We start from the raw sequence: 16,051 nt of genomic DNA on the forward strand, positions 1-16,051 counted from the left end.
TCAGAGCGGCAGGATCACGGTGAACTTCGACCCGACCCCCACCCGGCTTTCGACGCGCACCCTCCCTCCGTGCGCCTCCGAAACGTGCTTGACGAGCGCGAGGCCCAGTCCCGATCCTTTTTCGTTCGTGAGCGAGGTGTTCTTCGCCTGAAAGAATTTGCCGAACAACTTGTCAATGTCCGCCTCGGGTATGCCCACGCCCGAGTCCTGGACGTCGACCCGCACGCAACCCTTGCCGTTCTTGTTCGCCTCGCCGCAGTTCGCCTCCCGCCCGAGGACGACTTCGATCGTCCCGTTGTCGGGCGTGAACTTCAGCGCGTTCGAGAGGAGGTTGCTGAAGACCTGCGTCATCCGCTCCCGGTCGAGGAGCATCGGCGGCGCCTCTTCCGACCGGAACCCGACCTTGATCTGGCGGCTCTGGGCGATCAACTGCGCCTCCTGCACGAGAGGGTTGAGCACGTCGTGGAGGCTCGACTCCTCGAACTTGAATTTCATCAGGCCCGCCTCCATCTTGGCGACGTCGAGAAAAAGGTTCACGAACTGGTTGATCCGGTTGGTCGATTGGTGGATCATTCCGACGGCGTCTTTCTGGCGGTCGGTCAGCTCCGGCCCGTTCTTCGCGTGCATGATGGAATAGCAGCCCGCCTTGATCACCTGGAGCGGCGTCCGCATTTCATGGGAGATCTCGGACATCATCTGCATCCGCATTTCGTCGAGCTGCTTCAGCTTGTCGCTCATGAGGTTGAACGCGCGGGTGAGGTCCGCGAGTTCGTCGTTCGAGGTGACGAGGACGGTTTCGTACTGGCCCTCCCCCACTTTTTCGGTCCCCGCCATCAATGCCTCGAGCGGCTTGGTGACGGTGCGGCCGAACATAATGGCGATCGCCAGGGCGATCGCGAGGGCGAGCGCCAGGATGATATACGCGCCGCTCATCGCGTCGGAGGTCCGCTCGGGCATTTTACCCAGCGACTTGCTCAGGGCGGGCAGGTAGGCCTCGGTGATCGACCGGAGCGTCTGCCGGATCGAATCCCCCAGGGGCGCGGCCTGCTGGAGCGCGGCCGTCGCGTCGTACGAATAATCCTTCGCGATCAGGGAGCGCTGGCGGGCGAGGTAGTCCCGGTAGCGGCCGTGCTGCGCGATCGCCTTGTCGGCGAGCAGGCGCACGTCGTCGCGGTCGATCAGCCCGCGGAGAGAATCGAGCTCCTGGCTGAACTCATGCCCGATGAGCGCCAGCGTCTGGTCCGTGAATGCGTCCCTCGTCTCAAAATACTTCTTTGCGGCGTCGTGTTCCGACATGTAGAGCCGTTCCGCGTACTGGGCCAGGGGGATGATGCGGAACTCCGCCGCCTCGGAGGAATACGCGGTCTTCAGCATCTGGAGGATGATGATGCTGGCGCCCACCATGAACAGGATGATCACGATGAGCCAGCCGATAATCTTTCTAAAGAGGGAGCCGCGGGGTTGCGCTATGGAAGGTTTGGGATTCAACGTTTCGGGACGACTCAAGATAGAGCAACAGGGCGAGAAAGTCAATACAGGGGCAGGAAGGGTTTCGTAGCCGTCGCCCCTGCCGATGCCACGGGTTTGGTACCCGCAGGCTTTAGCACGGTGCCGACGTAGGGGCGGGGCATGCCCCGCCCGGACCGACAAATTTTTCGTAATCACACCGGGCGACGCATGCGTCGCCCCTACAAAAACGACGCGCACCGATCGGGCGCTTGACTTTCATGTAACAATCATTTACCATTGTAATAATCATTACTGAAGATATTCCCCATGCGATGGCTCTTCCTCGTGCACCAGGTCAGGACGCCGAACTCCCGCGAGCGGGTGAGGGTCTGGCGGCTCACCAGGAAAGCCGGCGCCCTCCTCTACCGGAACTCCGTGTACGTCCTGCCTTACGGCAAGGAACGCCTCGAAGATTTCCAATGGCTCTGCCAGCAGATCAGGGACTCGCTTGGCGAAGCCTCGGTCTTCGTCTCCGAATCGACCGATGAGCGGGAGAACCAGGCGTTGCTCGGCCTCTTCAGGAAAGCGAGAGAATCGGATTTCAACCGCCTGATCGATTCGGCCGGGAAGCTCTCGTCGAGGATCCGGGGCGCCGGCGAGGAGCAGCGCTTGCCGGGCGAAACGCTGAAGTCGCTTGCAAAGGAAGTCGCGGAGCTTGAAGAGTCCTTCCTCGAAACTGAAAAGATCGATTTCTTCGGACACCCCCTGAAGAGAAAAGCTAAGACCGCCGTCGACGGCGCAAGGAGAGAATTGGATTCTGCCGTTCCTTCCGCCGCCGCGGGGGCGCGTCTCAGGCCCGGCGACCGCAAGTCGTTCCGGGGAAAGACATGGGCCACGAGAAAGCAGATCCATATCGACCGGCTCTGCTCGGCGTGGCTCATCCGGAGGTTTATCGACCCGAAGGCGAAGTTCATCTTCGCGCAAGAGTCGGCAATGCCGGCCCATGCGATCCCCTTCGACGTTTTCGGCGCCGAGTTCAGCCACCACGGCGAGGAGTGCACGTTCGAGACGCTGCTCCGGTCGTTTCGCATCAAGGAGAAGGCGCTCGATTCGCTCGCGCAGATCGTTCACGACATCGACATGAAAGACGGCAAATTCAACCGGCCTGAAGCCGCCGGTCTCGACCTTGTCGTCCGCTCGCTTTCCGACGCCATCGGGGACGATCATGAGGTGCTGCGGCTGGGCTCCGTGATACTCGATTCGCTCTATAGCAGATTCTCTGCCAGACGGCCGGCCAGATGACGACCGCAGCCACGCAAGAGCAGATTCGCCCCCATACGCTCATCCTCACGCGGCCCCAGGTCGCCTCTCTCCTGACGATCGAAGAGTGCATTCCTGCGGTTGAACGAATTTTCCGGATGCATGGAGAGGGAAAGACCTCCCCCCCGGGGATCCTGGGAGTCCGGGCCGCCGAGGGGGGATTTCACATCAAAGCGGGGGTCGCAGGACTCGGAAGAAATTATTTCGTCGCCAAGATCAACGCCAACTTCCCTGAGAACGGCAGGCGGTTCGGCTTGCCCTCGATCCAGGGGCTCATCATCCTCGCAGACGCCGACCGGGGCGACCCGCTTGCCGTCATGGATTCGATCGAGATTACGATCCAGCGGACCGGCGCAGCCACCGCAGTGGCGGCGAAGCATCTCTCGCGGGGCGATTCGAGGGTGGCGACGATCTGCGGGTGCGGAAACCAGGGAAGGATACAGCTTCAATCGCTTCTCAGTGTGCGCCCTCTCGAACGGGCGTTCCTGTATGATGTCGACCCGGAGCGCGCCCGTTCGCTCGCCGCCGAATTTACCGGACCTCTGAAAGTCCAGCCGGTCACGCTCGGGGATCTTCCTTCAGCGGTGAGGCAGAGCGACATCTGCGTGACCTGCACTCCGTCGAGGCGGTTCTTCCTCGAGCGTGAGTGGATTTCCCCCGGAACATTTATCGCCGCGGTGGGGGCCGACAGCGAGGAGAAGCAGGAGCTGGATCCCCTCCTCTTCCGGGGGACAAGAATCGTCGCGGATATCCTCGATCAATCGGCGACGATCGGAGACCTTCACCACGCGCTCGAGAGCGGAGTTCTCCGGCGGAGCGATGTCCACGCCGAGCTCGGTGAAATTGTGGCTGGCAGGAAAGAGGGGAGAATTTCGAACGATGAAATCACTATATTCGACAGCACCGGAATGGCGCTTCAGGATGCGGCCGCCGCGGCTCTTGTCTACGAGAAGGCCTCCCGGAGCGGAGCCGGCCAGTTCGTCACCTTCAACTGATTCGGAATTTTTCGTTCGGAGAATCGAAGAGATGAATCCAGATCTTCGTAAGGCGGCTCTGATAGCCGCGCGCGATTGCATGGGGCTCAAACCCGGCGAGCGGGTGCTCATCGTTACCGACGAGCCCCTCAGATCGATCGGGTATGCGATCTGGGAAGCCGTCAAGGAAATGGGGAATGAACTCACGCTCGTCGAAATGCTCCCCAGAAAAAGTAACGGCGAAGAACCTCCGCAGGAGGTCGCCGGCCTGATGCTGACGGCGGATGTGGTCTTCTGCCCGACCTCCCTCTCCCTCACTCACACCGACGCCCGGCGCGCTGCAAGCGCAAGCGGCGTGAGGGTCTGCACCCTTCCCGGGGTCACCGAGGAGATCATGGTCCGTTGCATGAATGCGGACTATATCAGGATCGCGGAGCGGACGACGAACCTTGCGCGGCTGATGGAGACAGCCGGCGTGGTGAGGGTGAAAGCTCCGGCCGGAACGGATCTCACGCTCGGGACCAGGGGGAGGAAAGCCCTCGCGAGCACAGGCCTCTTCCGGAATAAGGGTGAATGGGGGAATCTTCCGACCGGCGAAGCCTACCTGGCACCGGTCGAGGGAACAGCGAACGGGGTGGTCGTCGTCGACGGGTCGATGGCGTCGATCGGCCTCGTCACGGAACCGATACGGATTGAAGTCGATAAGGGATTCGCCGCCGGGATCACAGGCGGAAAAGAGGCGAAAAGGCTCATCGAGCTTCTCGAGCCGCATGGCCGGGATGGCAGAACCGTCGCGGAATTCGGCATCGGCACGAACGACCGGGCGATACTCTCCGGCCGGATCCTCGAGGACGAAAAAGTGATGGGGACGATCCACGTCGCGTTCGGCGACAACAAGTCGATGGGGGGTTCCGTGCGCGTCGCGAGCCACCTCGACGGCCTCGTCAAGGTGCCGTCCGTCTGGTTCGACGACCGTCTTATCATGAGAGACGGGAAGTTCGCGGTACAGATATAGCCGGCGCCTCAGATGAAGACCCTCAAGCCAAGCTGGATCTGCCGGCCCGGGAGGGCGTTGTTGGGGGTCCCCCCGAGGAGGTTCCCTTTCGAGTCCTTCTGATTAAGGCGTGTAAAGAAGCTTGTGTAGTTGGTCCAGTTGAAAAGGTTGAAGGCCTCCGCGATGACTCCGATCCGGTTGCCGTTCAAGATCTCGAAGTACTTCGTGACGCGGAGGTCCACATTCTTGAGCCAGTACACGATCTTTCCCGCGTCGGGCCGGAGCGAATTCCTTCCCGCAGCCGGAAAATCGTCTCCGAGCACCCCGTCGTGATTGTCGTCGGTGCCGGTAATGACGCTGGTGGGGCCGAATGGCCGGGGTGAGGCGAGCGTGATGACACCGCTCAGCTGAAAATCGACCGGCAGGTTCACCATGCCGCTCACCACGAACCGGTGCCGCTCATCCTGCAGGCTCGCCGCGCGCACGATGCTCGATTGGAACACGTAGCCCTGAAACGGATCGTCGAACGTGTTGTCCGCCCAGGAGAGCGTGTACGAAACCTGCATTTGCCAGTCGCCCCGGTAGGGCCGCGAGAGGCTGAGCTGCAGAGCGTCGTACCAGGAACGACCCCCCGAGGTCAGGAGCGTGATCGCGCCGTAGCGGGGGGTGGCGATCCGCGGGCCGCCGATCCCATTCTGGTAGTTCACGTTGAAGAACGTGTATTCGTTATAACCCCGCACGGAGACGTAATCGAGCGACGCCGCGAGCGCAGGACCGATCTGCCGCGTCGCGCCCACCGTCCACTGCCGCGTGTAGGGGGTGGGAACCGTCGAGGGAAGGAGCGTGACGCCCGGAGCCGCGGTACCGAGGTTCCGCTCGACGTACGATGCCAGCACGTCGCGGCTCACCGTTGCCGGCGCCGCCGCTCCGAACCGGATCGTGTAGATGCTGTACAGGCCGTCTTGCTGCTCGTTGCTCGCCACGTTGTAGATGATCCGGTCGTAAAACACGCCGAAACCCCCGTGCACGATCGTCGAGCGGTCGCCGAAGAGGTCCAGGGCCGCGCCCAGGCGGGGCGCGATCTGGCCGTAATCGATGTCGCGGTGCCCCGTGCCGATATAGGTTGCCGGAACGTGGTTCGTCAGCGCGGTGTCGCCCGCCAGCGGGTTCACATAGTCGTTGTTGATCATGTTGGTCTCGACGTCCCAGCGCAGACCGAGGTTCAGCGTGAGGTTCTGGAACATCGTCCAATCGTCCTGGACGTACACGCCATACTTGTAGTTCAGCGATCTGGTCTGGGCGTCTCCGAGCCCGATGCTCCCTTGAAACGGAAGCGCGCTGGTGTCGGTGCGGAAGGTGAAGACTCCGCCGCTGCTGAACTCCGCTTTGGAGGCAAGGGGTTCGCGCTCGAAGTTGACACCGCCTTTGAAGATGTGGTCTCCGCCCAGGCCGGACACCGAACGGGAGAGATCATCGCGGATCTGCAGCCGCACATACTCCTCGTTCTGCGGCTGGTTCGGGTTCCAGCCGGTGGTGATGCCGGAGGAGAGGTAGACGCGTTCGGGATCGGTGCTGGTGGGCGCGGCCTCCTTGACGTAGCGCTGGTAGTGCACCCGCAGCTCGTTCACCGTGTTGTCCCCCAACGCCCACCGGTCTTCGGCCAGCAGCGAGTTGAGCCGGAAGCCGAGGTTGAATCCGTTGTTCAGGGCGGCAAGGCCGCCGAAGTTCCCCGGATTGTTATCGGTATCGACATGGATCCACCGGGCATCGAGCGAGTTGTTGTCGCTCACGCGGTGCGTGACCCGCGCCAGAAAGAGGTTCTGAATGACGGGGCTTTTGAACGTTCCCTCAAGCGCCGGCTGCACGCCGCCGGTGTTGACGGTCGTGTAGTTGTTGATGTTGTCCCGTTCGAACGACACGAAGAAGTGCGTCTGGTCCGGGACGATCGGTCCCCCGAGCGAGAAGCCCGCCTGCTGGCGGTTGAAATCGGGCTTCGTCTTCTCAAACGCCCCCTGGGCGTTCAGACCGGATGAACGGAAGAACCCGAAAGCGGTCCCGCTCATGTTGTTGCCGCCGGTCTTGGTCACGGCGTTGATGACGCCGTTCGACGCCTGCGAGAATTCGGCCTTGTAGAGCCCGGTGATCACCTGAAATTCCTGGATCGCGTCTTCGGGGACGATGTTGGTCGTGACTCCGAACGAGGTCCCGAGCACGCCCCCCAGGCCGTCGCTCTTGAACTCTCCCCCGTCGACGTAGGCCGAGATGAACCGGGAATTGACCGCGCCCGTCGTCACCGGTCCGCGGCCGCCCGACGAAATTTTCGCCCCCGGGGCGACGGTGGCGAGCTCCAGAAAATTCCTGCTGTTGAGCGGAAGAGCGAGAATCTGCTCCGGCCGGACCGAAACCGAAAGGTCGGTTTTCCGGGGGTCCACCACGGGGGCCGGGGCTTCGACGACGACCTCCTTCGCCTGGATGTCTTTTCCCGTCAAAGAAAAATCAACGATGACGGTTTGCCCCACCGGCAATTGCACGCCCCTGTTCGTCACCGGGTTGAAGCTGATATGGCTCGCCCGGACCTCGTACATACCGGGCGTCAGCGCCGAAATCGAATAGGTCCCCTTCTCGGAGCTGTACACGATGCGGTAGAATCCCGTCTCCTGATTGCGCGCGACAACCTCGACGTCGGGCGCGGGGTTCGCCTTATCGTCGCGAACGGTCCCTTCGATGTTCGCTGTGGTGACCTGGCCGGCCGCCCGGTCCGGAATGAACGATTCGGCTGCCGCACCCAGGATGGACCAGATAAGCAGGGGGAAAAGGGTATTTCTCGCGGTGTGCATACTCACCTCCGGTTGTATGTGGGATTTGCCTTCGTTGCATCTGCCTCCGGTTCGGGGAGCTGACCGGGATACTTCGTGCGGAGGGCCCCGGTCCGTGCCGGTCGGGAAATGAGTGTGGAACAGGAAGGAGTGGCTCCCGACGGGAATCGCGCAGATCTACGCCCCTTCCTGCACGGCCGGGACTCATGCAGGTATATATAGAGATGCAGCCGCCAAATCGCAATCAGGTATGTCATGTAAATTGAAAAATGCACAAAACACCCGAGCCGGTACGTGAAATATGCTAATGGAACATGGGGACGGGATCTTCCCCCCCGCTGACCCAAGTTGCAATACTGCCCGCTAATTCTTAAATTCATCGACTTCGCGTGACGAGCGACAACAATTCATATTCGAACAATTCTTATATATTGAAAGGATCGGTCATGAGGGGACGAATTCTGCTTCTTGCGCTGCTCGCCGGCGCCACTGCTCAAAGCACCATCGCTCTTCCCAGGTTTGCGCTGATGACCGGCGCCAAGTGTTCCTCCTGCCACGTCAATCCGACAGGGGGACAGATGAGAACGGAATACGGGACCTCTTTCAGCGCCGATAAGGTCCCGATCGAAGCCCTCATGGACAGCTCGTTTACGTTTAGTGCGAAAGTTACCGACAATATCTCTCTCGGGGCGGACTACAGATCGCAGTTCATCTATGACCGCCTCTCCGAATCCACGACCTTCCAGGCGATGACGACCTCCATCTACGGCGCGGCTCAGCTCTCCAAGAAAGTCTTGTTCTACTTCAAACAGGATATTGTGAACGGAACCTACGGAGATGGCGCCCTGTATGGCGGTCTCTACAACGGGACCGAAGTGTACGGGCTCGCGAAGGTCCTCCCCCTCGACGGCTATATCAAAGGAGGAGCGTTCGCTCCGAACTACGGGTGGCGCATCGACGATCATACCTCCTACACCCGGGGCGGCGACCTCGGCTTCACCGGGGCGGGCTATCATCCCGGATTGTTGTTCGTTCCGAACTACCACGACATCGGCGTTGAAGCGGGTGTTTATATCGAGAACCTCATGCTGACCGCGGGCCTCTTCAACGGGACCGGGCACCAGCAACCGATAGACTTCTCGAAGAAGAAGGCGTATGCCGTGAAAGCCGAGTATGCGGGCGGGGCGGGACTTTCCTCGTTCAACTACCGGATCGGCGGATCGGCGTACGGATATGACAATTTCACGATGGGAGGAATCAACGCAGGAATCGGCGCCGGCGATTTCGTCTTATTCGGTGAGGCCGATTGGACAAAAAATTACATGGTCGACCCCTCCAATCCCGGAGGGAATTCAATGATGGGATTCGCCGAGATCGATTACAGGGCTATCCAGGGACTCTGGCTTACCGGCAGGTTCGACGTGATCGACCCCGTTGAGGGCGTTTCCGACGACGACGCGACACCGGCGACGAACACCATCGAGCGCGTCACCCTGGGGGTGGAACTCTTCCCGTTCTCCTTCGTGGAGATCAGGCCCCAGTATCGAATCGTGATCGAAAAGCCGAGCGTGAGCAACGACGTTGCTCTTGTCCAAATGCATCTTTGGTTCTAGAGGAGCGGCCATGCGAGGATACGCAGAAATGAAACGTCTCATTGTGCCGGTGATCGGGTTGGCGCTCCTTCTGGCCCTCCCCCTCCAGAGCCAGCATAAATCGAAAAAGCGAACGAAGGCTCCGCCGAAGGCGGCCGCGATCTCATTCAAGAAGAATGTCGTCCCGGTCTTCAGAACATACTGCCTCCCCTGTCACACGGAGGACCAGATGAACCCGAGCGAGCTCTACATGGACAGCTACGAAAATCTGATGAAAGGGGGCAAGCACGGTTCGCCGGTCATCCCCCTGCACGCCGATTCGAGCCTCCTGATCATGAAGCTCGGACCCAAGCCCCCGTTCGGGGACCCGATGCCTCTCAAGAGGAAGACCCCGATACCGCAGGACACGATCGACATCCTCAAGAAATGGATCGGACAGGGTGGAAAAAACAATTGACACTCCATTGAGCGATCGGGAATAAGAGATGCCCAATACGCCTGAATCCTCGCCGGATCAAAGCCAGAAGAACAAGATCATCAACTGGCTGCGCGAAGCGGACCTGCTCATCCGTTCCGGCCGCTACCTCGTCGCCGATGACCTTCTCCAGGAGGTCCTCCGCCTCGACCCCGGGAACGACAACGCACGCTCCTTCCAGGACAGGATCGCATTCCTGATCAAACAGCTCTCGCAACGGCCCAACCTCACCAAAGAGGTTCAGGACGAAGTCAAGAAATACTCCGATCTGATGGTGAAGCGGAGGGTAAGCAAGTCGAGCTCGCTGGTGGAGCTGGCGCAAAAATTTCTCGAAGACGGCGACCTGAAACAAACGTCGGACTATATCGCGCGCGCCCTCGCGCTCGATCCGGGGAATACCTACGCGAAGGCGCTCATGGGCCGCCTGACGGAGCTCCAGAAGAAGCATTCCGGATCCGCGCAGGATCCCGATAATGTGTTCAAATACCGCTCCTTCATCTGGGAGACGTGGCACAAGGGCCAACCCTCTGAGGCGCAGCTCGGCATCCTGAAAAGCATGCAGCGGGCGCTCGGCATCAACGACGAGACCGCGGCGCAGATCGAGAAGGAGGTCCGGAACCGGCTCTACCGCGATTCGCTCGCGGAGATCTGGCGAACGGGGGGCATCTCGGCGTTCACCGAACCGGCAATCGAGGAGCTAAGGAAGAGGCTGGAGGTGTCGAAGACCGATCATCTGAGCGTAGAAGCGGCTCTACTGCGGGAGATGCCGAAAGTCAGGGTCCGGGGAACAATCCTGATTGTCGATGAGGATGAAAACAGTCTTCTCGAAATCGCACAGCACGTGCGCGCCCAGGCGTTCGCGGTGATCGCCGCAGCGAGCGTCGAAGAAGCTCTCTCGTCGCTCAAGAAGGCGTCGCCGGACATCATCCTCTCGGAGCTGCATTTCCGGGCCAAGCCGCTGGGGTTGGAGCTGTTCGAGTTTATCCGCACCACGCCGGCGACAAGGCATTCGCCGTTTATATTTATTGCTCCGGCATTCGACCGGACGACCCTCCTCATCGGAAAACGTCTCGGCGTGGATGAATTCATACTGAAACCGATCGACTACGAGATGCTCCTCGGCACGCTGGTGGGAAAGCTCCACCGGGAAGGGGGCCATAGGACGCCGGCGCAGCACCTCTCCGCCCGCATTCAGAACCAATTGCTCCGGTAACAGCAGCACTCTCTCTAATATTGTCATCCTGGGCGTATAATTGTCATCCTGAGCACGTTCGCTTCGCTCAGTGTAAACTCCGCGAAGGATCTCCGTCCATTCGAACGCCAAAAAGCTAGATCCTTCGGTCGCTACGCTCCCTCAGGATGACAACCAACGGCAAACCGAGCCATACCTCCCCGGGCACGCGCCCGCGCGCAACTCGACTCGTTCCGGCCTATTCCTTCCTCAACCGATACTTCATCCGGCGTTGCTTGAACGACTCGATGCGGTGCTCCACCGCCCCGCTCTTCTGAATGACGCTGATCGTCCCGTCGGATTCCATGATTGCGGTCTTGACGTCGGCAATGCTCTCGATCCCGTGTTCCCTGATGGCCCGTTCCAGCTCTTCCCTCGTGATGCTCTCGGCTTGAAGATGGCTTTCGATGACGGAGCCGGCGTGGATCAGGAGCGTCGGGACTCCCTCGAGCAACTCCTCCGCCTTCTTGTAGCGGAAAAAGACCCTCGTGAGGATGAGGTTCAACACCAGGAGGGTTGACGCGGCGACGATCCCCCCGAGAAGGGAAGAATCGTTTCCAACCATGGCATTCTGCACGCTGTTGCTGATGAGGAGAATGAGGACGAGATCGATGGTCGAGAGTTGCGCGACGTGCTTCTTGCCGATCAAGCGCAGACCGAGGAGGATCACGACATAGACGACCGCGGAGCGGAGCACGATATCGAGATATGTGTTGGTCATGGCGGGCAGGTTCCTTGTTGGGGATTGGTTCTCAATTCGTACTTTTGACCTCCCGTACCGTAATAATTACCGATTCCGGGTTGTTTTCGCCGGGCCCGGTCAACCGGGCAACATGCCCAACGAACCCTACCGGGGCTGCATTTGTTCCTATCAGAGAGAGGTGTCCGATTTTGGTACATTTCTTGAACCAAATTCCCTCGTAGCAACAAGATAAAGGCAGGGAAGGGTATGTATTTCAAGACTCGGGCACTTCTTACGCCCGGCGATCAGGAATTCATCGCAAGCTCCCTCGGAGAGACGGAGGAAGAGCAATCCGCGATTCTGCGGCTCACCACCGATCCGGAATCGGTGACGGAGCTCCTGCACGACAGGCGGCTCTTCCAGCGGTCGGTCACGGTGCCGCCGGTATTCCTCTCCGTGTCACCCGCCCTGTTTTTCTACGTTTTTGTCTATCAGGCCCTCGACCAGAAGCACATGGCAGACGACGATGTCGTGGACTATGTGGCTGGGGTCTGCGTCGAGTTCCGTTCCGCCGAATCGTTCTGGCAGCTCTCCTCTTCGGGAGACAAGGCCATCTACGCGGTGGACTTGCTCAATCTCCTGGCGGATGTCGACCGGCACCAGCAATACCACCTCCGCCGGTTCATCGGAAACGTCTCGCTCTTCATGACCGGCTTCTTCCCGGATTTCATTTTCCAGAGGAACAGAAAGAAAGGTGCGCCTCCCATCCAGTATTACGATGCCATCGGGCGGGCGCAGTATGGGACGGCGGCGGCCGATTCCCAATCCTACGAGGCGAGCGCGACGCCGGTGCTCAACACGTTATCGGAGCGCTTCGTGGAGATTCGTTCGGCGATCAATGTTTACACCGACGCCTACTTTAAGCTGAAGAACCCGGTGAGGTCTCTCGACGTCATCGAGCGGCAGGCAGCCACGCTGGACGAGGAATCCTTCAGGCAGTCGCTGCAGCTCTAACCCGGGCGCGACTTACTCCACCGTCGCCCGGAGAAACTCCCTGTTCAACCTCGCAATGTTGGTCACGGAGATTTCCTTGGGGCACTCCGCCTCGCACGCATAGGTGTTCGAGCAATTCCCGAACCCTTCCTCATCCATCCGCGTAACCATCCTCCTGACACGTTCATTGCGCTCGGGATCCCCCTGCGGCAGAAGCGCAAGATGTGAGATCTTTGCGCTGACGAAGAGCATGGCCGAAGAATTCTTGCAGGCCGCCACGCAGGCGCCGCATCCGATGCACGCAGCGGCGTCGAACGCCGCGTCCGCGGCCGGTTTGGGAACGAGGATCGCATTGCCGTCCGGCACGCCGCCGGTATCAACCGAGACATACCCTCCAGCCTGCATGATCCGGTCGAAGGCGGAGCGGTCGACGACGAGATCCTTGATCACCGGGAACGGCTTCGCCCGCCACGGCTCGATCGTAATCGTTTCCCCGTCCTTGAACGAACGCATGTAGAGCTGGCAGGTCGCGACTCCGGTGAGGGGTCCGTGCGCGCGCCCGTTGATATACATCCCGCAGCTCCCGCAAATCCCTTCCCGGCAATCGTGATCGAACGCGATCGTGTCCTCGCCTTTCGCGGCGAGTCCCAGGTTGACCAGGTCGAGCATTTCCAGGAACGACATGTCGGGGGCGATGCCGTCCGCCGCATATTCGACGAACTTCCCCTTGTCTTTCTGATCGTGCTGCCGCCAGACGTTGAGTTTGATTTTCATGGTCGGTTCAGATGGAACGTGATCGCCTACTTGTAACTGCGTTGGGACGTTTTCACATACTCGAACGACAGCGGCTCCTTATGGAGCGCTGGCGGTTGCGCGGCGCCTGCGAACTCCCAGGCTGCGACGTACGAAAAACGCTCGTCATCCCGTTTCGCCTCGCCCTCTTCCGTTTGATATTCTTCCCTGAAGTGGCCGCCGCACGATTCTTCCCTGTGAAGGGCGTCGCGGACCATGAGCTCGGCCAGCTCCATGAAGTCTGCGACCCGTCCCGCCTTTTCGATTTCCGGGTTGAAATTGTCCGCGCTTCCCGGGATCACGACATTCTTCCAAAACTCCTCGCGGAGGGCGGGGATCTGGGCGAGCGCCTTCTTCAGCCCCGCCTCGTTCCTGGCCATCCCGCAGAGGTCCCACATGAGCTTCCCCAGATCCTTGTGGAACTCATCGACGGTCCGTTTTCCCCTGATGGCGAAGAGACGCTTTGTGGTTTCCTCCACGCTCGTCACCGCCGCTTTCACCGAGGGCTCGTCCTTCCCGACCGGGTTCAGTTTCGATGTCGCAAGATAGTCGCCGATCGTGTACGGAATGATGAAATAGCCGTCGGCGAGCCCCTGCATCAGCGCGCTCGCGCCGAGGCGGTTCGCCCCGTGATCCGAGAAGTTCGCCTCGCCGAGGACATAGAGCCCGGGTACGGTGCTCATCAGGTTGTAATCCACCCATAATCCTCCCATCGTGTAATGGACGGCGGGATAAATCCTCATAGGGACTTCGTACCCGTTCTCGGATGTGATCTCGTGGTACATATCGAACAGGTTTCCGTACTGGGCGGCGACGCGTTCCTTGCCGTCGCGCTTGATGGCGTCCTGGAAATCGAGGTAGACAGCGTACCCGGTTGCACCGACTCCCAGGCCCTTATCGCACATCTCCTTCGCCCGCCGGGATGCGACGTCGCGGGGGACAAGATTGCCGAAGGAAGGATAGAGCCGCTCAAGGTAGTAGTCGCGCTCCGCTTCCGGGATGTCGCGCGGGTTGCGCGGATCGCGCGCCTTCTTGGGAACCCAGATCCGGCCGTCGTTCCGGAGGCTCTCGCTCATGAGCGTGAGCTTCGATTGATGCTCGCTCGAGACCGGAATGCAGGTCGGATGGATTTGCGTGAAGCAGGGGTTGCCGAAGAACGCGCCCCGCTTGTACGCGCGCCAGATCGCCGTCGCGTTCGACTGTTTTGCGTTGGTCGAGAGATAGAAGACGTTGCCGTATCCGCCCGTCGCGAGGATCACGGCGTCGCCGAAATAGGTTTCCGTTTCGCCGGTGACAAGATTCCGCGCCACGACGCCTCTCGCCCGCCCGTCGATCACGATCAGATCGAGCATCTCCCGGCGGGAATAGAAATTCACCTGTCCCTGATCGATCTGCCTGCAGAGAGCCGAATAGGCTCCAAGCAAAAGCTGTTGCCCGGTCTGACCCCGGGCGTAAAATGTGCGGCTCACCTGGGCGCCGCCGAACGACCGGTTATCGAGCAATCCGCCATACTCCCGCGCGAACGGGACGCCCTGCGCGACGCACTGGTCGATGATGTTGTTGCTGACTTCTGCCAGCCGGTAAACGTTCGCCTCGCGTGCCCGGTAGTCCCCGCCCTTGACGGTGTCGTAGAATAACCGCCAGATGCTGTCGCCGTCGTTCTTGTAGTTTTTGGGGGCGTTGATTCCCCCCTGCGCCGCGATGCTGTGAGCCCTGCGAGGCGACTCATGATAGCAGAGCGAGGTGACGTGGTAGCCCAGCTCGGCAAGGGATGCGGCAGCCGATGCGCCTGCGAGGCCGGTGCCGACCACCACGATGTGGTACTTACGCTTGTTCGCCGGATTGACCAGCTTCAGCCCGAAGCGGTGTTCGCTCCACTTTTTTTCGACGGGGCCGCCGGGTATTTTCGAATTCAGGGTCGCCATCAATGAAACCAGGGACAGGATTGATAGAATAGCCAGACGGGCATTGCCGCAAACGCCGCGGGAATGACAAACCAGAACAGGATGCCGATGCGGTCGATCAGCGGGGCATATTTGTGGTTCCGGAGCCCAAACGTCTGGAAGACCGATTGAAACCCGTGCCGGAGGTGGAAGGCAAGGAGGACCATCGCAACGACATAGAAGAAACTATAGAGGGGGCTCGAAAATGCCCCCGTCACCAGGGCGTACATCGAAGGGTTCTCCGCGGAAGCAAATCGCGACGGGTACCAGAACGACTTCATATGGATGACGAGGAAGATGAAGACGATGCTCCCCGAGAGGAACATTGTCCTGGAAAACAACGAGCTGCTCGCCGCCGGCTCGGTGACGAGGTACTTCTTCGGCCGTGCCCTCTTATTCACCACCCAGAGGTAGGTCCCGGTGATAATGTGAAGGGCGAAGATCGCATAGAGGACGTACTCGATGATCTGGATGATCAGAAGGCTCGGAAGCAGCTCGGCATATTTGTTAAACGCCTCGCCGCCGTCGCACTTGAAGAGCAGGAGATTTCCGGCGAGGTGAACAATCAGGTAGAGGCAGAGGCACAAGCCCGTCAACCCCGCAATGAACTTCCTTCCGATGGAGGAACGGTACAAACCTGTCACAATGCCCATCGTTCGGGGGTCGGATCTGGCGGGGGAAAATCAGCTTGAATTCCGTTCACGGGAGCAAAGTTAGCAAAAGCAGGGCAAACATGCAATAAGTAATTGAGCAACTGTATTCATTCGGCACCGGTAGGCGCGACCTTTAG

The 16,051-nt window shown here is 60.1% G+C and carries 13 protein-coding genes; 7 read left to right on the forward strand and 6 right to left on the reverse strand.

All coding sequences use genetic code 11. The features are described from left to right. Positions 1–1,488, reverse strand: coding sequence for a HAMP domain-containing sensor histidine kinase (locus VI215_09790; GenBank protein HEY6192597.1), 1,488 nt, complete (start codon positions 1,486–1,488; stop codon positions 1–3). Between the two features lie 288 nt (positions 1,489–1,776). On the opposite strand from VI215_09790, the gene VI215_09795 reads away from it, so the two are divergent. The 3 genes from VI215_09795 to VI215_09805 are packed head-to-tail and all read left to right on the forward strand — an operon-like array spanning position 1,777 to position 4,758. Then, entirely contained in the window at positions 1,777–2,751 is a 975-nt protein-coding gene (locus tag VI215_09795) for a chromate resistance protein ChrB domain-containing protein (GenBank protein ID HEY6192598.1), read from the forward strand. Next, a complete protein-coding gene (locus VI215_09800) occupies positions 2,748–3,764 on the forward strand; it encodes an ornithine cyclodeaminase family protein (GenBank protein ID HEY6192599.1) in 1,017 nt (338 codons plus the stop codon). Before VI215_09795 ends, VI215_09800 begins: the two co-directional genes overlap by 4 nt. Positions 3,765–3,795: 31 nt before the next feature. Beyond that, positions 3,796–4,758, forward strand: coding sequence for an aminopeptidase (locus VI215_09805; protein ID HEY6192600.1), 963 nt, complete (start codon positions 3,796–3,798; stop codon positions 4,756–4,758). Positions 4,759–4,766: 8 nt separating this feature from the next. Here the strand turns inward: VI215_09805 and VI215_09810 are convergent, their stop codons facing one another. Beyond that, positions 4,767–7,574: a carboxypeptidase regulatory-like domain-containing protein gene (locus VI215_09810; protein HEY6192601.1), complete on the reverse strand. Its 2,808-nt coding sequence runs from the start codon at positions 7,572–7,574 to the stop codon at positions 4,767–4,769. A gap of 425 nt (positions 7,575–7,999) precedes the next feature. Between VI215_09810 and VI215_09815 the strand changes: the two genes are divergently transcribed. From VI215_09815 to VI215_09825, 3 genes are read left to right on the forward strand one after another with little or no spacing between them, the layout of a single operon-like run. Beyond that, positions 8,000–9,166 (forward strand): hypothetical protein, encoded by a 1,167-nt coding sequence (locus VI215_09815; GenBank protein ID HEY6192602.1) that lies wholly within the window; start codon positions 8,000–8,002, stop codon positions 9,164–9,166. 28 nt (positions 9,167–9,194) lie between these two features. Next, positions 9,195–9,602, forward strand: a complete 408-nt coding sequence (locus tag VI215_09820) for a c-type cytochrome domain-containing protein (GenBank protein HEY6192603.1) — start codon at positions 9,195–9,197, stop codon at positions 9,600–9,602. 28 nt (positions 9,603–9,630) lie between these two features. Further along, the gene (locus tag VI215_09825; GenBank protein ID HEY6192604.1) at positions 9,631–10,833 is read left to right on the forward strand and encodes a response regulator; all 1,203 of its coding nucleotides are present in this window, start codon (positions 9,631–9,633) and stop codon (positions 10,831–10,833) included. A 217-nt stretch (positions 10,834–11,050) separates the two neighbouring features. Here VI215_09825 and VI215_09830 read toward each other — a convergent pair whose 3' ends face one another. Next, positions 11,051–11,572, reverse strand: coding sequence for a YetF domain-containing protein (locus tag VI215_09830; GenBank protein ID HEY6192605.1), 522 nt, complete (start codon positions 11,570–11,572; stop codon positions 11,051–11,053). A 228-nt stretch (positions 11,573–11,800) separates the two neighbouring features. Here VI215_09830 and VI215_09835 point away from each other — a divergent pair, with 228 nt between their 5' ends. Beyond that, a complete protein-coding gene (locus VI215_09835; GenBank protein HEY6192606.1) occupies positions 11,801–12,547 on the forward strand; it encodes a hypothetical protein in 747 nt (248 codons plus the stop codon). A 12-nt stretch (positions 12,548–12,559) separates the two neighbouring features. Here VI215_09835 and VI215_09840 read toward each other — a convergent pair whose 3' ends face one another. From VI215_09840 to VI215_09850, 3 genes are read right to left on the reverse strand one after another with little or no spacing between them, the layout of a single operon-like run. Continuing rightward, positions 12,560–13,300: a succinate dehydrogenase/fumarate reductase iron-sulfur subunit gene (locus VI215_09840; GenBank protein HEY6192607.1), complete on the reverse strand. Its 741-nt coding sequence runs from the start codon at positions 13,298–13,300 to the stop codon at positions 12,560–12,562. Between the two features lie 26 nt (positions 13,301–13,326). Beyond that, positions 13,327–15,243, reverse strand: a complete 1,917-nt coding sequence (locus tag VI215_09845) for a fumarate reductase/succinate dehydrogenase flavoprotein subunit (protein ID HEY6192608.1) — start codon at positions 15,241–15,243, stop codon at positions 13,327–13,329. Next, positions 15,243–15,905 (reverse strand): succinate dehydrogenase cytochrome b subunit, encoded by a 663-nt coding sequence (locus VI215_09850; protein ID HEY6192609.1) that lies wholly within the window; start codon positions 15,903–15,905, stop codon positions 15,243–15,245. Before VI215_09850 ends, VI215_09845 begins: the two co-directional genes overlap by 1 nt. Positions 15,906–16,051 lie beyond the last annotated feature (146 nt).

It is taken from the genome of Bacteroidota bacterium, assembly GCA_036522515.1.
Lineage (GTDB): Bacteria > Bacteroidota > Ignavibacteria > UBA10030 > SZUA-254 > VBOC01.